The sequence below is a fragment of the Verrucomicrobiota bacterium genome, from assembly GCA_027622555.1.
Lineage (GTDB): Bacteria > Verrucomicrobiota > Verrucomicrobiia > Opitutales > UBA2995 > UBA2995.
In genome coordinates this window covers 35,951-56,092 of the sequence record JAQBYJ010000013.1, presented here as the reverse complement: position 1 = coordinate 56,092, position 20,142 = coordinate 35,951, and the positions used below count along the sequence as shown (strand labels likewise).

Sequence of the window (20,142 nt, the reverse complement as noted above, 5' to 3'; positions counted from 1 at the left end):
TAATGAGGATGGCCGAAATAGTGCAAAATCGGCGGAGAATTTAAATGTTTTTCTGTTAGCGCAGCTCGAATCGGATTTGAGTCACTTATAAAGAGCAAAACTTTTGTGCACTTTGCTTGATCGGGCGGGGAAATTCTCTTTTGTTTTACGGCTTATGTCAGATTCAACTAATCCAAAGGTCTCAGTTGAGACCAGTAAAGGTACCATCACACTCGAGCTTTATCAGGATAAAGCTCCTATTTCGGTGAAAAATTTTCTTTCCTATGTTGAAAAGAATTTTTTTGCAGAAACCATATTTCACCGAGTTATTCCAAACTTCATGATCCAATGCGGTGGTTTTACGGAAAACATGCGGCAAAAGAATCCTGATTCACCGATCAAAAATGAAGCAGACAATGGAGTATCCAACGATCGTTACACCATTGCCATGGCCCGTACGCAAGTTGTCGATAGCGCGACTTCCCAGTTTTTTATCAACACTTCAGATAATGATTTTCTGAATCATGGCGGGCGTGATTTCGGCTACGCTGTGTTTGGTAAGGTTGTCGATGGCACGGATGTTGTTGATGCCATTGGAGCAGTCGCAACCGGTAACAAGGCCGGGCACGGAGATGTCCCTTTAGAGACGGTTCTGATAAAGTCAGCCTCTCTGGTTTCATAAAGTTTTCAGTGTTGGATGGAATATGAAGATCGGGGTACGCGTCTTGTCTGTGCTGCTCTAATCTTTGTATGACCTCCAAGTTAAAACGTTCATTTGTCCTAAGCCTGACCCTATTCTTGGGACATGGTCTTGTTGCAGGTTTTGATCATTCACATAAAGATTGGGATACGATTCTAGGCACGCATGTACATGGGGCATTGGTTGACTATGCCAGCCTGTCCGATGAAAGCACCTTGCTGTCGAATTATCTCAATCAGTTGAATTCCGTTTCTCTCCAAGAAATGGATGACTGGTCACGCGAACAGCAAATGGCATTTTGGATTAATGCCTACAACGCCTTCACGGTGCAGGCTGTTCTTGATCACTATCCAATCAAGACGAGAACGATCAAAGGGCTGGTAGTTCCAAGGAATAGTATTATCCAGATTCCTGGTGTTTGGAAGAAGCTTCAATGGAAAGTAGCAGGCGAGTTGCTCACGATTGAATACATCGAACATGGAATATTAAGGCCCAAATTTAATGAGCCAAGAATGCACTTTGCGATTGTGTGTGCTTCAATCGGTTGCCCAGACCTGCGACCAGAAGCATTTACCTTTGATCAGCTTGATCGGCAACTGGAGGAACAAACTCGAAAGTATCTAACCAACGCGGAAAAAGGTGTTAAATTCGACTTTGAAAAGACGAGCGTTTGCGTCTCCCAATTATTTAAGTGGTATACGGATGACTTTTTGGTAACACCAGACACCGGATTTAAGGTTGAGAGAAACAATGAAAAGGAACGGATTGCCTTTCAATTCATCAGTTATTTCATAACAGAACCTCGGGCGAGGAGATTACTCCAATCCAAACATACCGATTTAGATTTTCTCAGCTACGACTGGTCACTGAACGAATTTTCCCATCCTGATGGTTAAGCTTATAAAATTGGTCCGATCTATTTACTTAATATTTTTCATTTTGTCGGGCCAGGTCGTTTCTACTCAAGCGGCGGAGTCGTTCACATCCGAACAAAAGGAAACTCTTGCCGCCGGTGAAATTGTTTTTCTTGAACCTGAAGGGTCCTACCTCTTCAAGGCTGCCATTCAAATCGACGCTCCTGCCGCTTCAGTTTGGGCTGTGATGCAGGATCAGGACCGTATTCCCGGATACGTAAAAAGTGTGAAGGAAATTCGAATTATTGAATCAGGCGATCAATGGAAAATCATCGAGCAAAAACTCAAGTTGCACCCGTTGCTTCCCAGGTTTAATTATGTTTTTAAAGAGCAGTACGGTCCTGGATATTCAATCCGGTTTGAAAGAGTTAGCGGCAGTTTTAAGGAGGTTAAAGGATGGTGGCGTATTGATCAAAATGAGTCCGGAAAATCAGTTACCTTAGTCTATTCCACCTATGTTGATATAGGTTGGTTCATTCCTCAGTCCTGGATCAAGAAAGGCATAAACAAAGACGTGCCAGAGTTGCTGGTTGCATTTCGCAACGAGGTTTATTCGGACCTTGAAAAAAAGGAAAAACCCGAGAGTGAATTGTGAGCCCTTCGATCTCTGTCATTATTCCGGTTCTAAACGAGGCATCCTTTATTGGCCCCCTATTGACATCTCTTTTTAACGAAGAAGATTTAGAAGTCGTCGTGGTTGATGGAGGCAGTATCGACGACACCTTTTCCGTTTTAAATAGGTTCCCCTTATTAAAAATCGTAAGCTCCTCTATGGGACGTGGTAACCAGTTAAACCAGGGAGCTAAAATGGCAACTGGTGAAACCTTATGGTTTTTGCATGCAGATAGTACCATTCCCGAAAATTGGCGTGAAGCAATTGAGGAGATAATTTCTGAGCCTGGGGTTGCCGCTGGAAGTTTTCCATTAGAGTTTTCCGAGGATCGGCTGATGTTGAGAATTTTTGGTGCTTTTAGTCGATTGAACCATCCATTGCTCACCTATGGTGACCAGGGGTATTTCATGAGCAGGCATGTGTTTGATAAGGTAGGTGGATTTAGGGATTACCCCTTTCTTGAGGATGTTGAGATTCAATGTCGTTTGAGGAAAGTCGGTCGCTGGAAAAAGACCAATTTATCGTTAGTCACATCCGCAAGGCGATTTATTGCCCGAGGAATCATCCGCCAACAGCTAAAAAATATTGGAATAGTCAGCTTGTTTCTGGCCGGAGCATCGCCTTTTTGGTTAAGTCGGTTTTATTTGCCCGAAGGTTTCGATCAGGCTAACCCATTCTCCCAATCCGCTTCGCGGAAACCAACCATCTTAAACGTTTCAGAAAGTAAAAAGGGACGTTTAACTAAATTACCATTCTCGGTTAAAAGCTGAATGGCCTCACGCTTCTCCAAGCTTGGAAGTTTGTCTTTTAATCCAAGACTCCTGTAGTCCATGCCAGAGGTATTAAACAACTTACGGATATCTCCTCCATAAACGTTTAGCATCGTTTCCAATTCTCGTTTGGTTGGGGGAGTTTCGCGAATGGCAATCTCATCGAAACTCAAGCCTTGGCTCGTCAGCCATTTGGTAGCATTTTTGCAGGTGCTGCAATTTTTGTAGGTGTAGATTTTTATCATCTTCTATTGAGTAGAAAACTTCGAAACCATTTTAAAAGCTTTTTCCGTCTTACATACACTATATGCCCATTCAATTTGAGTCCGACCTTTACGAGCCTATCAAACACTACCTCGAGGAGCGTGGCTATACGGTCAAAGGGGAGATCAAAGGCGTCGATCTGGTCGCTACCCATCAAGACCGGGAGACTGTATTGGTTGAACTTAAAAAATCCTTTAATCTAAAGTTGCTTTTTCAAGGCATCGATCGGTTGGCCATTTCTGATCGCGTTTATCTAGCTGTTCCAGCCTCGGCGTCAGCGGCTAATGTACTCAACCAACAACACAAATCGGTTAAAAAACTTTGTCGAAGATTAGGGCTCGGACTCATGCAAGTGTATTTTGGACCTCGGACTACCAGGGTTGATATTTTAGTAGATCCTGGACCCTTTCAGCCCCGGAAAAATAAGGTCAAATTTCGTGCGCTCCACGACGAGTTTGAAAATCGAAGAGGAGACCCTAATACCGGAGGTGTAACTCGTAAAAGGATAATGACTGCATATCGGCAACAGGTCCTGCGATTGGCCGCTTGTGTTGCTGAACAAGAAAATTGTTCCCTTGCTGAGATGCGTGAAACCACCGGTGTATTAAATGCGGCCAGTATAGTTCAGAATAACCATTATGGGTGGTTCGAACGAGTTTCTCGCGGCAAGTATCGTCTGACAGAATTGGGTGTTTCTGAATTGAACTCATTTTCTGAATAAAAAATGGAAGGATTTCCCTGTTTTAGGAAATAAATTGGAACTCCCCGGCGTCTAAGCTGTATTCAAAGTTTGAATGGTTAGAGAGTTACCTTTTTGGGCGTGGTTGCCCAGATTGGATTTGGTGTCAATTCGACACCTTTTTGACCCCAGGATGTAGGTTCCTGGGGTCATTTTTTTATTCGTAACCTTGTTTATCTTTAAACAGTTTTTCTCATAGTCATCTTTTCATCTATGAATCGCTCTTTCCTAACCAGCCTACTTTTTGCGATTTTCCCCACTGTGCTTCTTGCAAAAGAAGCCAGGGTTCAATCCCCGCCAAAAGTTGAGTGGGGCGTCTACGAGATGCTTACACGTGCCTATTCATGGGAGGATCGCCTGGATCAGGCTGTAAATGATTTTGGAGTTAATCCACAATTCGTTCTTTTCTTTAGAGACTTAAATCCGCAGCGAGGTTTTCCTACTAATCAGGTGGAAAGCGCGAATGCGCGTAACATGACTCCGGTCATAAGTTTGGAAATAAGCCGGTGGGGTCGGGGCAGCGATACGGGTTATCTTCAAGAAGTTGCGGATGGAAGTTTTGATGATTATTTCAGGCAGTGGGCTGAGGATGCAAAAGCGTGTGGGCAGCCGCTTATACTTCGCTTTGGTTTTGAGATGAACGGCGATTGGTTCCCATGGGGATCGCAGCCGGAGACCTTTGTTATCGCTTGGCGCCGCACTCATAAAATTTTTAAAGAGGTCGGTTGCGACAATGTAAAGTGGATGTTCTCGCCCAACGTGCTTTGGGACAAACGGACTGAGAAAAACGATTTCTACAATTATTATCCTGGAGCTTCTTACGTAGATTTGATCGGCCTTGATGGTTACAATTTCGGCGACCATCATGACAAATGGCATAAATGGCAGACGTACGAAGAGGTGTTTGAGCGGACAATCCGAGCCAGCGTGAAATTCAACAAACCCATCTATTTATCTGAGATCGGTTGTGCTGATGATAAGCGAAAACCGGCTTGGATTCTCGACTTCCTGAGCAAAATCTCCAAGGATGATCGCTTGGAAGGATTTATTTATTTCAACCACTTCAATCCTCGAAAAGGCGAACCCAATTGGCGTTTTGATAGCGATCCCGAAACGCTGAAAATCTTCCGGCAATGGGCCTTGGAGAATCAGACAAGTGAAATAAGTTCGGATGGATAGTTTTTTGCGACTTTCCTAAGCTTCCAAGTGTAATAAGGGAAAAATCCCATTATGCTTAAGCTTTTAGTTATTATTGTTTGTTCCTGGATCGGTTTTTTGCTCCTTCCGGGAGTCGTAGCCTTTGTCGCTGGATTTATATTGGTGGCCTCCTGCTTGGCGCTGCTTGTCTATGGAATTGCCTCCTTCGTTTCCTTTATTAGCTCTACCACACTGTCTGTTTTAGGAGGAATGTGTACCTTCCTTCTTTTTTGTGTAGCTGCGGTCATAATAGCGATGACTTTTCCAGTCTTGCTTGTGGTTGCCGTTGCTGCTTTCGCAACTGTATTTATTTGCGGGTGTATTGTTTCGGCTTTTGTTAGCCTCGTCTAATCTGCCTGTCGAAATACCCCTTTACACCAATGGGGTATTTCGAATCAATTTTTTCGAAGAAATTTATGTTTACCAATAACGACGGTCAGGCGCATGGGTTTCATCCAGCTTTCATACTCATTTACCAGAGTAAAATGAGTAGCACCCTGGGTTCCATCCGGTAAGATTCCTGCATACATTCGATCTGTAATTGCCAACGCAATTCTCCAATTTGCATCCCTTGAGGCTTTAGTAACATGTCCGGCATAGCCCTTATTACCTGTCCTGCCGGTGGAAGCGCTATTCAACGAGCTGAAAGCGTATGGTTTTTTAACCACTTTGTAGATACTTCTTGGATTACCTCCTGCGCGGTTGCTGATGACGTTGGCTACAGCACTCATGCCTCGTTCTCCTTGGTTGGAAGCTTCCAGTATTAAACAGGCTGCCACTATCTGCCTCTCCCAAGGATCAGGTGAATAAATTGAAGCCAATGTTGAAGATTGAATACCCCAACTGGCCAAAAGAGCCCAAAAACAAACTTTTACTATTTTCATAACTATTCGATGTTTTTGGGATAACTGATACGAGGATCGAATAAAGAGGACGGCAAGGTGCCTGCATTTGTTTGGAGTGCAACCCCAAAATTATCTTATTTTGGAGCCACCAAACCATTCGATTGTTCCTCATATCCTCTTGTTTGAAGGGCTATTAGAGTATTTCGGCCTTGATTTGGGATCGGCTTTGGCCCGTTCCAAATTTGTTAACCAGCCTTTCTTGCGTACGCTTTTGCCAGGATTTGCACGGTATGCAGTACCGGTGGAGGGGTATCGTAGATTTCCAAATGTTTTTGAATTTGAGTCATGCAACCAATGTTTCCAAGTGCGATGGCATCCGGTTGTGTTGACATGAGATTATTCACTTTTTTCCGGCCAAGTTCTTTTGCTACCCCTGGTTTTTCAATATTGTAGATTCCGGCAGAGCCACAGCAGATTTCCCAATCTGGCGGTTCGAGTAGATTCAAATTGGGAATAGCGCTGAGGATGGCCCGAGGCGCGGCCAGTTCGCGTTGTGCATGGGCAAGGTGACACGCGTCGTGATAGACCACATTCAATTCCCTGGGCAGCTCAGGTGGTGGAATGAGACCCACTTCATGAAGATAGGTACTTATGTCCTTGGTCCTTGAGGCGAGAGCTATTGCTTCTGCTTCGTCTGGTTCACCGGCAAACAGAATTGAGTATTCGTTGATTCCGGATCCGCAACCGGCCGCATTGGTAATCAAGGCGTCTACGTCCGCTGGAATTGACCGAATTAATTGTCTAGCCGTTTTACGGGCTTTCTCCTCTGCGCCTGTGTGTAAAGCTAGAGCTCCGCAACAGCTCTGCTCCCTTGGAATAAGCGTTTCGATTCCGTTGGCGCTCAAGACTTCCAAAGTGGCTCGGTTTATTTCAGGGGCCAGCACTTGTTGTACGCAACCGGTAAGTAACGCGACTCGACCACGTAGTGGTCCACTGGCAGGGTAAACGTCAGGCAGTGATTCTTGTTTGGGAAGCGAAGCTGGTAATAGTTCCAGTGCCGGTTGCAGCTTTTTCGGAAATAAACCTCTTAGTGGACGAAACAATCCTCCAGCGCGAAATGCCCACTTGGCGCGATTTGGGTAAGGGAGTGTATTCAAAATCATGCTGCGCATAATAGTTCTTCCCAGCGTTTTTGGTCTTTCTTTTTCTGCCTTGGCTCGAAAGGCGGTAATCAAATGATCGTATTCCACGCCAGAAGGACATGCCGTTATGCAGGCATCGCAGCCCAGACAGTTGTCGATGGGATCGAGTGCATCTTCAATGGGGATGGCTCCTTCCAACACTTCTTTCATCAGAAATATCCTTCCACGCGGGGAGTTAATCTCTTCACCTAGCTCTTCATAGGTGGGGCAGGTGGGTAAGCAAAATCCACAGTGTACGCAGGCTTCTATTCCCTGAGTAAGCGCTTTTACGTTAGGTCCCAATGATTGCTTATCGATGATGTGCTGCATGATTACTAGGCGGTTTCTTGCACTTTCCCTAGGAATGGTAAAAATATGCCCTTGGGATCCAGGGCTCTTTGCACGCGGTTTATAAAGGCTAAATTGGAAGTGTTTCCGATCAACGAATGGCTGGAGACATCCCCCTTGATTTGAATACCCGTAAGTCGGTGTCCTCTTAGGAGGGCATCCAATGATTCAGTATTTGTGGAATCATCCCCGCTCAGATAGAGCGCCTTTCCTCCATTGGAAAGCTGAGTTTTCCAATGGTTGGTATCGATTGCTTTAAGAAGCTTGAGAGCCGACTCTGGGTGTGTCGCTGTCTTAAAAAGCTTGTTTGCTGGAATGTGCCAATCAAATGCTTTGATTGCCTGCCACGTTTGACTCTCAGATTCTCCGAGAGTCATTTGGAGTTGATTCCCCACGAGAGATTCGAGCCCGCTTTTACGAGTATTCATCGTCGCCTCCTGGTAACCCAGCCTCAATGACAAGTTTAAGTCCGAATCAAGTTCGACTCCTTCGAGGTCGTAGCCTTTCAAGCTGGGAATTATTTTAAGCGCTTCATCCGGACTGTCGCAGGCTAATGTGAGAGTAACGTAGGATTTAGGCTCTGGAAATACTTTGAAGGAAACTTCCGTTAGTAATCCCAATCGTCCCATGCTACCGTTGAACAGTTTCGGGAAATCAAAACCGGCTGCGTTTTTAACAACCTTGCCACCTCCGCGAATCAGATTTCCCAGGCCGTCTACAAACTTTACGCCGATAATAAAATCTTTGAGTGGTCCATAACGATACGCTCCTGGGCCAGATAATCCCGCCGCGACCGTCCCACCAATCGTCGCGTTCTCTGATGCTAAAGGTGGATCAAAGGGAAGGTATTGACCGTTGTCTGCCAATGCCGCAACGACTTCGCTCAGCTTGGTTCCAGCCTGAACAGTAATAGTGTATTCGGAGGATTGGTACTCAAGAATACCGGAAAGATTCCGCATATCTACAAGAGTGGTTGAATCAGCTGACCGCCACAGAGAAGGTTTACTGCCTCCACCGTGTGGGATGATCGATGTTTCCGATTTAACCAAATCGATTATTTCCTGAACGGAAGTGGGAGCTGCTGTTTTTAGACCCATCTTTATTCGCGAAAGATGATGCCGGCTTTTTCCAGAGGGTGCGCTCCATGCGTTGTTAGCGCCGGCGCTTCACCACCGGGAAACATTTTTCCTCGGTTGGCGATTTCTTTCGGGTCAATCGCCCGTCGAACCCGTTTCATGCAGTCCAGGTCGGTTTCGGAAAACATCTCGGTCATGTATTTCTTCTTTTCCACTCCAACTCCATGTTCTCCGGTAATTGAACCGCCCATTTCAACACACATGGATAAAATCTTGCCGGCCAGTTCTTCAGCCTTCTCCAATGCGCCTTCTTCTTTTCCATTGAACATGATCAATGGGTGCAGGTTTCCGTCACCGGCATGAAATACATTAGCAACCGCGATCCCGTAATCTTTGCTGTAATTCTGAATGTTCACGAGTGCTTCGCCAAGTCGCGATCGAGGGACAACTCCATCCTGGACCAGGTAGTCTGGCGAGAGTCGGCCGACTGCAGAGAAGGCACTCTTGCGTCCTTTCCAGATTTTTAGTCGCTGGGCTTCGTTTTCGGCTACGCGGGTTTCGTAGGCTCCGGTTTTGTCAATGAGCGCTAATAGTTGTTTAAACTCCTCCTCCACGGCATCTATCTCACCCTCCAGCTCTACGATTAGAAGTGCTTCCGCATCCTGTGGGTATCCCGCATTTACGGCCATCTCAGCCGCTTTAATAGCTAACTTGTCCATGATTTCCATGGCTCCAGGTAGCATCCCTGAATCGACGACCGCGGAAACGGCATTTCCGGCCTTCTCGAGGGAATCGTAAGCCGCCAGTAGGGTGCAGTAACGTTGCGGCTTGGGAGTTAGCCTCAACGTAACTTCCAGGGCTATGCCAAAGAGGCCTTCATTTCCGCAGAAAAATCCGGCGGCATCGGGCCCTACGGTTTCGCCAGAGTCACCGCCCAGTTCTACTACTTCTCCGTCTGCCAATACTGCCTTGATTCCCAACACATGGTTGGCGGTCATTCCGTATTTCAAGCAATGAGCTCCACCTGAGTTAAAAGCTAAATTCCCTCCTATGGTGCAGATCTGTTGGCTGCTAGGATCCGGAGCGTAGTATAAGCCATGTGGTGCCGCAGCTTGGCTGACTTTTAAATTCACCGTTCCAGCTTCGACTATCGCGTAACGATTTTCTGGATCCAGCTTAAGTATTCGATTCAAACGATTGAGAGTTATAACAACTCCATCCTGCACAGGCATGGATCCTCCTGACAAACTCGTGCCACTACCACGCGCTACGAACGGGATACCTGCCTTATGGCAGAGACGAACCGTTTCGATAACTTCGTCATGCGTCTCGGGGACAACAACTGCAATGGGTTCAGCTCGAAAAGATGTTAGACCATCCGTTTCGTACGCCACCATTTGAGACTTTTTGGTAAAGATACGGCTGGAGGGGTAGAGCTGCTCAAGTTGGTGTATTAAGTTCATTAAGGACTTCCCATTGTTTTGGCAGGTGGAATCCTAATCAAGCCTCTTTGCTGAGCTACCCGACATATAGCCGTTAACGAATAAAATTTATCTTCAGCGACCGCGAAATCCGCCCCGACGATCTCAACTACCACGGTGTCCTCCATCGCGATTGCCACCACTTTCGCCGCCGCGTGGGCCTCTCGAATCGCCTGACCTTCCTCTGTTGCCGCGAAATCCTCCGCGATCTCCACCTCGATTATCGAAATTTCCTTGAGGTCTTGCCTCCCGCTCGAGCGCCAGTTTGATCGATACTTCGCGACCCAATAGTTCTTTGCCGTTCAGTTTCTCGATTGCGTTGAGGGCTTCCGCTTCGCTGGACATGGTTACAAATCCGAATCCACGGGAATTTCCCGTGCCACGATCCGTTACAACGATGGCTTCCAAAACGGTACCACTACCAATAAAGAAATCCGAAAGATCCTGTTGAGTTGCGGCAAAGTTGAGACCGCCCACGTATAGTTTATTATTCATCGATATAAGTTTTGTTTCTCCTCAATAGGTTCTGTGAATTATCCTAATTTAATAAAGAGGGATGCTATCTAATGAGTGATGAGCGTGAGGAGATTTTTGGATAGATTAATAGGACGAGTATGGTGCATAATTTGGAACAAGTATCCTATGATGCGCAACCTGAATCTCCCAAATAATTAAAAAATATCAAGCCTGGGACAACCAACGCTCTAAATGTTCCACATTCTTAATCTGATTTTCAGATTGGAAGTCTTCCATGAGCAGATCCATATAGGATTGTTCTGCGAAACGTTTACAATGAAACAGAACTCGGGCTGTCTGCCCTGGCGCTCGGACAAGTCTTCCCAGTGCCTGATTGATTTTCTGCATTCCCGGGATTTGGTAGACTTCTTCAAAAGCCACATCCCTTCCTAACGCCTTGCGGTCTTCCATACGTTGATTTTGCAAAGCGTTCACCTCAGGCAATGCCGGGCCAACAATCACCGCCAATTCAATGTGTCCTCCAAGGTGGTCGATACCTTCCGCAAAGCCACTTCCCAGAATGAGAAATATCAAGTCGGCTTCCGAGATGGAATCGTCAATAAACTGCGTTTGTTCTTCAGGTGTGCCTCCTCGCTTTTGAAGGGCAATCGACAAATGAGGAAATTCATTCTCCAGCAGCTGTTTTAGTTTGTCCGCATATTTATAAGACGGAAAAAATGTAACCACCGGCGCCTTGCTGGCATGGACGCACTGGACGAGTGTCTCCGCGGTCGTAAACATGTGTTGGTCGCGTGTCTTGTAGCGTGTATCGACCCTTAAATCGACCGCGCAGTCGTAGGCATTGTTTCTCCAGGGAGTATTCGCTTCCACCCAAACAGGCTTAAATGATTTTCCCGGAAGGCCATGTTGCTTTAAGAAGTAAGGCTGTGGCTCGAGGGTTGCCGACATGAGTATTGTGTTTCGGCAGAGGGATAGTATTGACCCGATTTCATGCGAGGCATCCAGGCAACTTAGATTCAAGCTACCAGGCCTTGAGCACCAAACCAGTTTTTCCAAATGATCATTCTTAAAAAATGCCTCAGTATCGCCAAGTTCCCAAATCGCATGAACTGCTTCTTCTGTAAGTAACTTTCCTTGTAATGGAAATTTTTGTAATGCACCTGCCAATTGTTCCGCACAGTCACGGGCTTCATAGTTTATGTAGTCGGCCAAATGATCGGAGGACGTTAACTTTTCCAGCAGATCCAACCACGATTCCAATGCTTTTCGGACCGTAGGATGACCATTGGTAAATTGCAGTTCCGCATGCCATTGTTCCACTTCGTTATGAGAAACCTGGTACGAAAAAACGTCGGCAACCCGACTGGCCAGGTTGTGCGCTTCGTCGAGAATGAGTAAGGTCTTCGATAAATCGAAGCCAGGCTGTTCGAAAAACAAAGATCGGTTGCGTGGCGAAAATAAGTAATTCAAATCGCCCACCCAGAGATCTGCATAGGGTAGAGTAGCCCTCATCAATTCATAAGGACACAGCATTTCCTTTTCCCCAACCTGCCTAAAATGTTTTGGCTGATCTAATGGGCTATCCAGAAAAGCGTAGGGCGACAAACCACACTTGCCCCAGCGATCTCCTGCGTTTAGGCGCTTGTCATCTGGTTCACACCGGCAATTGGGAGAACTGCAGAGCTCGTCTTTGTTGCGAACCTGGAGTCCGGAAAGTTTGGATTTTTCAGGCAACATCGATCCGAATTGTTTCATGACCTGATGTTGCCCGCTGCTCTTACTGGTAAGATACAGGATTTGTCGAAAACCTCCCTCCACGACCTGGTTTAGCGCGTACTCCAGGACAACACCTGTTTTGCCGAATCCAGTAGGTGCCTGGAAATAAACGACCGGGCTTAGCTGGCAGGCATTCTGTAAATCTACCTGAATGGTTTCCTGTCCTTCTCGAAGCTGCTCATAAGCCGTAATCGTGCTTTGGCTCTTGAAGGTGGCTTGGCGGTTTTTTTGAGTGTCAACAAATTGCCAAAGTGCCTCCACCTGCGAGTTAAAAAGATCTATGCAAAGTTGATCGTCAGTGACGTGCTGCCGGATGCCATCCTCAATGTTAATGAAGAGCAGTTCACCTGTATAGGGAAGCGTTTGGTCTCTTCTTTGTTTTAGTAGCGCAAGATAAGTTCCCAATTGCGCAAAATAGGATTGATAAATGTCGGCCAATTCGTCGACTTCGGCCGGTAGCCCAAAACTGGTTGTTTTAATTTCCCGAATGAGAATTTGCTTCTCTTGCTCAATCCATTGGTCGATTCGTCCTTGAATATTGAATATCCATCCCTTGTAAGACCAGGCTCCTCTAAGGCTTACTTCGTATTGACCTTTCTCTCCCGCATGTTTGGAGGCTTTTTCCTGTTCTTGGTGCCACTGAACTCCCACTTGAGTTCGCCATTGTCCTGATCGGCGACTCATCCTGTGAGCGGGTCCCGTACTGAAATCGGCGAGCTCGCCGACGCTCAATGTTACTGTGTTGTTTGGCAGATCAACCTGCATAGCATGTATTTATTTTCTAAAGCAGAATATCTGTATAGTATTGAATGTAATGTTTCAGTTGTGCTATCCAGTGCCGCACCCGATCAGGCTCTATTTCCAGTTCTGCAATGGGTGTGTTAATTATCATGGCTACTTCTGTTCGGTCGCTGTGTGTGAGTTTGTCGAACCAGTCATGTTTTACCGCATAACCCTCGTCACGGGCATAGACAAAAAGGCTCTTAAAAAAAATGGCTTCAGGATGTATCCGATTTTCCCATGCATCAAGTCCTCTGGTGAAAAGTTGGTAGACCCTTTCCATCTCGGTTTCGCGTGGCAGGTTGTTAATCAGGATGGCGGACCATTCACAAGCGAGTTCCAGTGCGATGAACGACTTTGCCAGTCCGCGACGTTGTTTATGGATGGTCAATTCTTTCACAAATCCAAACCCATCCTCTCCTTTTAATTCCAACAGGATTTCAACCAGATCAAAAAGATCTGGCAGAGGTGAACGCGAATTTCGTTTGGGCCTTCGCAACATGGCCAATACGCTTCCGCGGTCGGGGCTTAGGATGGTAAGCTTAAAAAAATGCTCTCCGGAGGTTTCTTTTTTAAGGATAATCCCAGAAATTTGAACCGAATTGCCGGCCATAAATCACGTTTCCACGATCTGTTTCTTGGCGGGGTATTCTATATCCAGCGTTATTTGATCGGCATCTTCTATGGGGGCAGGTGGCACCACTGCTCCGCCAGAAATGATCATTTTCATTCCATCCCCAATGGACATATCCAGTTCATGCACTTCATCTACGGGGATCATGAGAAGAAATCCGCTTGTCGGATTGGGTGTCGTTGGCACGAAAATGTTTCGTAGTTGCTGCTGTGTCCTTACTTGAGTTTCACCCTTTGTCTCGCTTGTGAGGAACCCCAAGACCCAGACTCCTTTCCGAGGATATTCGATCATAACGGTCTTCTTAAAAACGGCACGTTGCTGAGAGCTGAAAGTCTGCACGATTTGTTTTACAGTTTTGTAGACCGTATTTATGAATGGGACTTTATCTAAGATGTTCTCTGTCGCTGATAGGAACCACTTACCAACAAAATACCGGGACATATATCCCAAAAGTGTAACAGCTAGAACCAGTATGATGGTCGCCAGGATATTCCAGATGAGTTGAAGGTCCTCATTCTGCCTCCATAGCGTTGGAATGAAATAAAGTAATCTGTTGCTGAAGCGGCCACCGATGTTGTTCACGAGCCACTCAAAGACAAAAATAGAAACCCCGAGAGGCGTCAGCAGGATCAATCCGGTCAGGAATGCGTTTCTAAGCGATCTTAGAAATGAGTATTTTTCAGTCATTTGAATTATAGTTAAACAAGGGAATTCGCTTATTTGTTTCCAAATTCGATATACATACTTGCTCCTCTTTTTTCATGGCTTGGCGATCTTTTTCGGTCAGGTCATCAAATCCCGCTAAATGCAGCCAGCCATGAATTAAGTATAAGGTGAGTTCTTTTGAAAAATCTTCTCCATGAGATTCTGCATAGGTTCTAGCCATGCAAACAGATACACAAATCTCTCCCGCCATATCTTCGTCCGGGTCGCCTGGGAAAGTAATCACATCAGTCGGACTCGGGTCGTCCAGAAAATCGGCGTGTAGTTTACAGTGTGCTTTTTCATCCAGAAATGCAATCGATAGTTCTCCATCTGGAATTTGATAGGAAGCCGATTCATCCAAAAAATGAAAGAGAGCTACCACCTCGTACTCCCCGAATCTAAACGCTTTGCAAGGACTGAATATCTGAATGGTTCTCTTTTTTTCGATCCGCATTTTGTGCGTCTGCTTGTGCCTTTTCTTTATCGGGATATTCGATGCGGCTGTGTAGAGAGTTTAACAATGAAATGGAAAAGCTCGTTTTAAGTTTTTTGATTTCCTCAAAAGTCAGGGGACATTCACTGAGTTGATCGTCTGCGATTTTACCTTCAAGGATACTGTCAATAAGCTCGTCGATACTTTGAGGAGTTATTTTTTTCAAGGATCTGCTTGCTGCTTCCACCGAGTCGGCGAAAAAGATCACCGCACTTTCCCTGAATTGTGGTTTCGGGCCATCGTACCGGTAGGTGGATTCTTCTACCCGCACCTCGTTCTTGGCTTTTTTGCCCTTGAGTGCTTGCACGTAGAAATAGGTAATCAGGGACGTTCCATGATGTTGCTTGATCACATCGATGATGATTCTTGGCAGCTTGTTCCGTATTGCGAGGTTCACCCCTTCCTTAACGTGGGCTTTGATCACCAACGCTGCCATTGAGGGATTTTGTAGAATAAGGGGATTATCACCATCCCGCTGGTTTTCGGCGAAGTATTCCGGTTTTATGAGTTTGCCGATATCGTGAAAGATGGAACATACCCGACAGACCAGGGGATTGGCCCCAATGGCGGATGCCCCATTTTCCGCGAGGTTGGCTACCATCAAGGAGTGATGGTAACTGCCCGGAGCTTCCAGTTGAAGGCGTCGTAACAACCGGTGATTATAATCGGTTAATTCCAGCAAAGTAATATTGGTCGTGAGCTTAAAGATTCCTTCGAAGAAAGGAAGAAGGCCAATGACAAGGATTCCGGTAGCGGCTCCAACCCCTACAGAAATCAACATTTCCCAACCAATGGTTACCAAATCAACCTCGTTTAGTATACCTAGAATAAAGGTACCTACGGCAAGGGTTATTCCGCCAAAGATACTCGATTGTACGATCTGTCCCCGTTTACGGACGTCTTTGCAAAATAGCACTGCTATGAGGCAGGCCAAAAACATGGCAGACATCAGGATAAATGACTCGCCAAACATCAGACTCGTGATGAAGCAAACGACCGCTGCCACAAATATGGCAGCTCTTTGATTTATAAGCAGCGCAATCAAAATAGGTCCCAAATAAACAGGGATCATATAACGCAAGAGCGCAAACGTTTCAGGATTGCTTGAAGCAGCATTCAGAAGAAGTCGTGTAATCGCGATATTCAGAAGAATCACTATGAATAAAAGACTGACTCTGCGATTATCCGTCAGGCTGGACCATCCTGCTAAGGCCAGGTAAACGACGACTCCAAATCCTAGCAGTAATATGACCATGGCTTTTTCCCAAAAACTTCGTCCGAGTGAGAAGGCATAAACGGTGTCTTCTGCTAACAGAAACTCTTGGTATTTAAGCAGCATTTCATATTTGAAGGGCAGAACTGTTTCACCTGGTTCAATGATGATTTCACCCGAGGCAACACTGACCCTTACCTTTTCTGCATTTTTACCGGCCTTTTCTCGCGCTTTTTCATGTAAATCTTGGTCGTAGCGTAAATTCGGACGTATGGCTTGGCTCATAATCCGAAAGAGCACTATGTTGAGGTCCTGGGAAATATCGAAGTAGGTAAAGTCCCGTTTCATTGCACCGTAGGCGGTGTCCTGACTCTGAATGTCAAGGCGTCGAATTTGTCCAGAGTCTCTTTGGACATTGATAAAATTCAGGTTTTCAGGATCCTTGTCCAAAACGGCGTCGGTAGGATCAAAGATTCCTCCTCCCAAGATGCGCCTTACCGAAACAAGAGAGTCCTCAAACAACGGTTTTCGGTCATCAACTTCTGTGCGGGCCAAAATAACAAAGACATCCTCAACATTCAGACGGATCTTGGTACGTTCCTCAAATGCCAGGGTAAAATCTTCAACTCTCTTGAGTTTTTCATCCGGCTCAAGGTCGGCGATTTCAATTTCAAATGCGTTGATTTCCTCCAGAAGCTCCAGGATTTGGTCTCTAAACGCCTCGTACTGTTTCATATCCAACCGGTAAACGGGTGGGATTCGTTGCATTTCAAGCGCCTTGCGCTGTTCGGAATGTAATTTGCTTTCGTAACTAAAATCCTTTTCCGCCACCACTCGAACGCGCGAGACTTGGTCTCGTTGGACCTGGATCCCCGCCGGTGTTACTCCAGTAAACGCCAATACAATCGTCAGCAGAACCCAGGTAAGGAGTATGACGGTCGTTACTACCGGGCTAGTTGCCAGGAAGGTTTTTGTCCAGGTTTCACGCAGAGTTCTTCGCTTTCGCCGAGAGGGCGAAGGCTTGTCCTTGAGCTGCTTTCTCTTACTGAAAAGTTTCACTGTTTAAGCAGGCAAATAGAAAGATCAACCGGCGTGTCCCTCCGACCGATACATTTCATAAGCCTCAATAATCTTTTGTACAAGTGGGTGACGCACAACATCAAAACTTTCAAAGTAAAAAAGCTCGATTTGTGGGATATGAGCCAGGATTTGTGTGATTTGACGGAGTCCGGACTCTTGTCTCCGCGGTAAATCAACTTGAGTGATGTCTCCAGTAATAATCATGCGGCTGTTGTCTCCCAAGCGTGTGAGGAACATCATCATCTGTGCAGGGGAAGTGTTTTGGGCTTCATCCAGAATAATAAATGCCTTGGACAGTGTGCGGCCTCGCATATAGGCGAGTGGAGCTATTTCAATTACGCCTTTTTCCATTAGCTTCTCTGCGTTTGCTTTGCCGAGCATATCGTGGATAGCATCGTAAAGAGGCCTCAAATACGGGGTGATCTTTTCCTCCAGGTCACCGGGCAAAAAGCCGAGAGCTTCACCGGCTTCCACAGCCGGGCGTGTTAAAATGATTTTTTCAATGTTTCCCTTCAACAATGCGTCGATGGCTGCAGCCATTGCCAGGTACGTTTTTCCGGTACCAGCTGGGCCAATTCCAAATACCACTTCCTTTGCGAATATGGCTTCCAGGTAACGCTTTTGATTCAGCGTTTTTGGGATGACTTTCTTTTTGGGAAATTGTAAAACAAGAGGCTCTTCGATCAGCGCTTTGAGGGCTTTTGTATGGCCGTTAACCACTTGATTCAATATGCCGAAAAAGTCGGATTGTCTGATCTCCATACCTTGAGCACGCGCTTTGTCCAGGTAGTGAAAAAAGCTGTCTGCTTTTTCTACAGCTTCCTCCTCTCCTGTTGCCTGGATCCATGCATCTCGTGCAACCAACTCAACTCCCAGCTGATCTTCGGCTTGATTCAAATATTCTACCTTCCCGCAGTACAATTGACTTGCGACTCGAGGAGTCAGAAATTGAAACGTTTTTTCTATTATCATCATGACTAAGCTTCCAGACGGTTACTGATCTCTTTTAGTCGCTCCCACATGGCTTCGAGGGAAGTTGGAAGAACGCGCGTTTGTCCGAGCACCGGCATAAAGTTAGTGTCGCCGTTCCATCGTGGGACTATGTGCGCGTGCAAGTGCACTGGAATTCCTGCTCCTGCCGCACTTCCCAGATTCATGCCTATGTTAAAACCATCAGGTTTGAGGGCAGTGCTCAGGATTTTTTTCCCGCGAATGATCAGGTCGAAAAATTCAGTTCTTTCTTCAGCTGTCAAATTTTCCAACTCACCAACTTCACGAAAGGGTAAGACAAGTATATGCCCGGCATTGTAAGGAAAGCGGTTCAGGATCAAATAACAGGTGTTGCCACGAAAAAGCATCAAAGACTCCCGCTCGTTTTCGATCTTGGGCAGCTCAACAAACGGATTTTTGCCCTTTAGACCTTCTGGAGTTTCGATGTATTCCATACGCCAATAGGCGTGAAGCTGGTCGTATGGATTAGGCATGTTAGGTCGGGAAATAGAGTTCTCAGAAGTCAGAGAAAATTGCGATCAAGGTGTAAGAATTGTAGAAGCTGGCAATCTCTTTATTTCTTGGCACCATCTTGGGGAAACGCGACTTTATAGGATAAATTCGAGTTCGGAAAAGGATTTTAAGCTATTTAACGGAATCGGGATAAGTTCTAAGTGAGACAGGGTTTCTAGGGCTTGCGTTCAATTAACAACCGGTTTTTTCTCCTCCTTCCTTTCAAATGAGCCTGCTTGATCGATACATTCCCGGTTTTAAGGGATTCCCTTCGCTTTTTTCCTACACCCTCCTGATGGGTTGTGGGTTCGGGGCATTTGTGGCCTGGGATCAATGGTATTGGTGGGGCCGACGTGAGGATTATTCGTTTGGTTATCTTGTCCCTATTTTTGTGGGTGTTGTGATTTGGGATCGTTGGCCTGTGCTGAAAACGCTGCTCGGAGTTCCTTCCAGCAAGTTAACTCCGGATTTGGAAAGTGCGGATCAGAAGTCTGAAGAAAAACCGATAAATTTGCCGAACCTCTACAATTGGGCGACTTCCAGCCTGTATCCATTTCTCAAATGGTTCGTCCCGGGTGGTTTTTATGGGGGACTTATTCTTGGTCTGGCAATCTTTGGGCTGGGAGCGTTTTACAGAGCCGGAGCGGGTCCGTCGCATCCGGGATCCTTGTTTATCGCTGTGGGTGCCGGGATGGTTGTTTTTGCATTAGTGTACATCAACTTGCCGGACTCTGTGGAAGCCTGGAAAGATCAGATCGGCCAACCGTTGGAAGCGCCGGATATGATGAATCGACGCTTAACCATTACACTCATGTTTTGGTTTCCTTGTTTCATTTGGATTATTTCTGCACCGCTTGTTTCCGCCATCGAAAACGCCCTGAGTTTGTTTCTACTCAACAAAGTGGTGACCGTAGTTTTCTTTGTTTTCGAAATGGGCGGTTATGCCTTGGAGCAGGAGGGCAATACGCTTATACTTCCTACCGGTCGCGTCGGAGTTGAAGACGCCTGCTCGGGCATTCGCTCACTAATGGGGTGCCTCTTCGCAGGTACTTTCCTTGGCGCAATATTCTTTAGGAGCACAGTCAAGAAAGTACTACTTGTTGTATTTGCAATGTGCTTTGCATTTGTGACGAACTTAATGCGAAGCGTCTTCCTGACCGCTTGGGCTTACACCTATGGTCCTGATGCTATAAGCGGCTTTGTCCACGACGTGGCAGGTTATTTTGTGCTGGGACTGACCAGTATCATGCTTCTACTTTTGATACCGATTATGAATATTCAGATCGCCGTTGGGAGTGGGAAGGAGCATTAGTGGCGGAACTTACCAAGCTGGCTCCAGCACGTTGGATCAAAAATCTAACAATGTGTACTCCG

General features: G+C 46.1%; 21 protein-coding genes. 8 read left to right on the top strand and 13 right to left on the bottom strand.

Annotated elements, in window-relative coordinates; translation table 11 throughout:
- The first annotated feature begins 154 nt into the window (after nt 1-154).
- The 4 genes from O3C43_05635 (at nt 155) to O3C43_05620 (ending at nt 2,976) form a co-directional block, all read left to right on the top strand.
- The gene (locus O3C43_05635) at nt 155-661 is read left to right on the top strand and encodes a peptidylprolyl isomerase (protein MDA1065965.1); all 507 of its coding nucleotides are present in this window, start codon (nt 155-157) and stop codon (nt 659-661) included.
- A gap of 68 nt (nt 662-729) precedes the next feature.
- On the top strand, nt 730-1,575 hold the full coding sequence (locus tag O3C43_05630) for a DUF547 domain-containing protein (protein MDA1065964.1): 846 nt from the start codon (nt 730-732) through the stop codon (nt 1,573-1,575).
- A complete protein-coding gene (locus tag O3C43_05625; protein ID MDA1065963.1) occupies nt 1,568-2,188 on the top strand; it encodes a hypothetical protein in 621 nt (206 codons plus the stop codon). Before O3C43_05630 ends, O3C43_05625 begins: the two co-directional genes overlap by 8 nt.
- Nucleotides 2,185-2,976, top strand: coding sequence for a TIGR04283 family arsenosugar biosynthesis glycosyltransferase (locus tag O3C43_05620; GenBank protein MDA1065962.1), 792 nt, complete (start codon nt 2,185-2,187; stop codon nt 2,974-2,976). Before O3C43_05625 ends, O3C43_05620 begins: the two co-directional genes overlap by 4 nt.
- On the opposite strand, the gene O3C43_05615 is transcribed toward O3C43_05620, so the two are convergent.
- Complete coding sequence (locus tag O3C43_05615; protein ID MDA1065961.1) at nt 2,868-3,221, bottom strand: arsenate reductase family protein; 354 nt, start codon at nt 3,219-3,221, stop codon at nt 2,868-2,870. The genes O3C43_05620 and O3C43_05615 overlap by 109 nt on opposite strands.
- Nucleotides 3,222-3,283: 62 nt before the next feature.
- On the opposite strand from O3C43_05615, the gene O3C43_05610 reads away from it, so the two are divergent.
- The 3 genes from O3C43_05610 (at nt 3,284) to O3C43_05600 (ending at nt 5,527) form a co-directional block, all read left to right on the top strand.
- Nucleotides 3,284-3,961: a DUF2161 family putative PD-(D/E)XK-type phosphodiesterase gene (locus O3C43_05610; protein MDA1065960.1), complete on the top strand. Its 678-nt coding sequence runs from the start codon at nt 3,284-3,286 to the stop codon at nt 3,959-3,961.
- Between the two features lie 231 nt (nt 3,962-4,192).
- Nucleotides 4,193-5,158, top strand: a complete 966-nt coding sequence (locus O3C43_05605) for a glycosyl hydrolase (protein MDA1065959.1) — start codon at nt 4,193-4,195, stop codon at nt 5,156-5,158.
- A 51-nt stretch (nt 5,159-5,209) separates the two neighbouring features.
- Complete coding sequence (locus O3C43_05600) at nt 5,210-5,527, top strand: hypothetical protein (GenBank protein ID MDA1065958.1); 318 nt, start codon at nt 5,210-5,212, stop codon at nt 5,525-5,527.
- A 44-nt stretch (nt 5,528-5,571) separates the two neighbouring features.
- Here O3C43_05600 and O3C43_05595 read toward each other — a convergent pair whose 3' ends face one another.
- From O3C43_05595 to O3C43_05540, 12 genes are all read right to left on the bottom strand, one after another.
- Nucleotides 5,572-6,060 (bottom strand): cell wall hydrolase, encoded by a 489-nt coding sequence (locus tag O3C43_05595; protein MDA1065957.1) that lies wholly within the window; start codon nt 6,058-6,060, stop codon nt 5,572-5,574.
- Between the two features lie 206 nt (nt 6,061-6,266).
- A complete protein-coding gene (locus tag O3C43_05590; GenBank protein ID MDA1065956.1) occupies nt 6,267-7,532 on the bottom strand; it encodes a heterodisulfide reductase-related iron-sulfur binding cluster in 1,266 nt (421 codons plus the stop codon).
- 5 nt (nt 7,533-7,537) lie between these two features.
- Nucleotides 7,538-8,647: an FAD-binding protein gene (locus O3C43_05585; GenBank protein ID MDA1065955.1), complete on the bottom strand. Its 1,110-nt coding sequence runs from the start codon at nt 8,645-8,647 to the stop codon at nt 7,538-7,540.
- 2 nt (nt 8,648-8,649) lie between these two features.
- The gene (locus O3C43_05580) at nt 8,650-10,089 is read right to left on the bottom strand and encodes an FAD-binding protein (protein ID MDA1065954.1); all 1,440 of its coding nucleotides are present in this window, start codon (nt 10,087-10,089) and stop codon (nt 8,650-8,652) included.
- 123 nt (nt 10,090-10,212) lie between these two features.
- Nucleotides 10,213-10,602 carry an RNA-binding protein gene (locus O3C43_05575; GenBank protein MDA1065953.1) on the bottom strand — a complete coding sequence of 130 codons (390 nt, stop codon included), beginning with the start codon at nt 10,600-10,602 and terminating at the stop codon, nt 10,213-10,215.
- A 186-nt stretch (nt 10,603-10,788) separates the two neighbouring features.
- The gene (locus O3C43_05570) at nt 10,789-13,125 is read right to left on the bottom strand and encodes a PD-(D/E)XK nuclease family protein (protein MDA1065952.1); all 2,337 of its coding nucleotides are present in this window, start codon (nt 13,123-13,125) and stop codon (nt 10,789-10,791) included.
- Nucleotides 13,126-13,141: 16 nt separating this feature from the next.
- A complete protein-coding gene (locus tag O3C43_05565; protein MDA1065951.1) occupies nt 13,142-13,753 on the bottom strand; it encodes a recombination protein O N-terminal domain-containing protein in 612 nt (203 codons plus the stop codon).
- Nucleotides 13,754-13,756: 3 nt separating this feature from the next.
- A complete protein-coding gene (locus O3C43_05560; protein ID MDA1065950.1) occupies nt 13,757-14,461 on the bottom strand; it encodes a DUF502 domain-containing protein in 705 nt (234 codons plus the stop codon).
- Complete coding sequence (gene ybeY / locus O3C43_05555) at nt 14,454-14,840, bottom strand: rRNA maturation RNase YbeY (protein ID MDA1065949.1); 387 nt, start codon at nt 14,838-14,840, stop codon at nt 14,454-14,456. Before ybeY ends, O3C43_05560 begins: the two co-directional genes overlap by 8 nt.
- A 37-nt stretch (nt 14,841-14,877) precedes the next feature.
- Nucleotides 14,878-17,244 carry an HDIG domain-containing protein gene (locus O3C43_05550; GenBank protein ID MDA1065948.1) on the bottom strand — a complete coding sequence of 789 codons (2,367 nt, stop codon included), beginning with the start codon at nt 17,242-17,244 and terminating at the stop codon, nt 14,878-14,880.
- A 24-nt stretch (nt 17,245-17,268) separates the two neighbouring features.
- Nucleotides 17,269-18,240 (bottom strand): PhoH family protein, encoded by a 972-nt coding sequence (locus O3C43_05545; protein MDA1065947.1) that lies wholly within the window; start codon nt 18,238-18,240, stop codon nt 17,269-17,271.
- 2 nt (nt 18,241-18,242) lie between these two features.
- A complete protein-coding gene (locus tag O3C43_05540; protein MDA1065946.1) occupies nt 18,243-18,749 on the bottom strand; it encodes an HIT domain-containing protein in 507 nt (168 codons plus the stop codon).
- Between the two features lie 245 nt (nt 18,750-18,994).
- Between O3C43_05540 and O3C43_05535 the strand changes: the two genes are divergently transcribed.
- Complete coding sequence (locus tag O3C43_05535; protein ID MDA1065945.1) at nt 18,995-20,080, top strand: exosortase/archaeosortase family protein; 1,086 nt, start codon at nt 18,995-18,997, stop codon at nt 20,078-20,080.
- The last annotated feature ends 62 nt before the right edge of the window (nt 20,081-20,142 follow it).

Coding starts and splice junctions, on each gene's coding strand:
- O3C43_05540 (MDA1065946.1), bottom strand. CDS start 18,749: ATGCCTAATCCATACGACCAGCTTCACGCCTATTGGCGTATGGAATAC.
- O3C43_05570 (MDA1065952.1), bottom strand. CDS start 13,125: ATGCAGGTTGATCTGCCAAACAACACAGTAACATTGAGCGTCGGCGAG.
- O3C43_05630 (MDA1065964.1), top strand. CDS start 730: ATGACCTCCAAGTTAAAACGTTCATTTGTCCTAAGCCTGACCCTATTC.
- O3C43_05575 (MDA1065953.1), bottom strand. CDS start 10,602: ATGAATAATAAACTATACGTGGGCGGTCTCAACTTTGCCGCAACTCAA.
- O3C43_05565 (MDA1065951.1), bottom strand. CDS start 13,753: ATGGCCGGCAATTCGGTTCAAATTTCTGGGATTATCCTTAAAAAAGAA.
- O3C43_05615 (MDA1065961.1), bottom strand. CDS start 3,221: ATGATAAAAATCTACACCTACAAAAATTGCAGCACCTGCAAAAATGCT.
- O3C43_05560 (MDA1065950.1), bottom strand. CDS start 14,461: ATGACTGAAAAATACTCATTTCTAAGATCGCTTAGAAACGCATTCCTG.
- O3C43_05605 (MDA1065959.1), top strand. CDS start 4,193: ATGAATCGCTCTTTCCTAACCAGCCTACTTTTTGCGATTTTCCCCACT.
- O3C43_05535 (MDA1065945.1), top strand. CDS start 18,995: ATGAGCCTGCTTGATCGATACATTCCCGGTTTTAAGGGATTCCCTTCG.
- O3C43_05610 (MDA1065960.1), top strand. CDS start 3,284: ATGCCCATTCAATTTGAGTCCGACCTTTACGAGCCTATCAAACACTAC.
- O3C43_05580 (MDA1065954.1), bottom strand. CDS start 10,089: ATGAACTTAATACACCAACTTGAGCAGCTCTACCCCTCCAGCCGTATC.
- O3C43_05625 (MDA1065963.1), top strand. CDS start 1,568: ATGGTTAAGCTTATAAAATTGGTCCGATCTATTTACTTAATATTTTTC.
- O3C43_05600 (MDA1065958.1), top strand. CDS start 5,210: ATGCTTAAGCTTTTAGTTATTATTGTTTGTTCCTGGATCGGTTTTTTG.
- O3C43_05635 (MDA1065965.1), top strand. CDS start 155: ATGTCAGATTCAACTAATCCAAAGGTCTCAGTTGAGACCAGTAAAGGT.
- O3C43_05585 (MDA1065955.1), bottom strand. CDS start 8,647: ATGGGTCTAAAAACAGCAGCTCCCACTTCCGTTCAGGAAATAATCGAT.
- O3C43_05590 (MDA1065956.1), bottom strand. CDS start 7,532: ATGCAGCACATCATCGATAAGCAATCATTGGGACCTAACGTAAAAGCG.
- O3C43_05545 (MDA1065947.1), bottom strand. CDS start 18,240: ATGATGATAATAGAAAAAACGTTTCAATTTCTGACTCCTCGAGTCGCA.
- O3C43_05595 (MDA1065957.1), bottom strand. CDS start 6,060: ATGAAAATAGTAAAAGTTTGTTTTTGGGCTCTTTTGGCCAGTTGGGGT.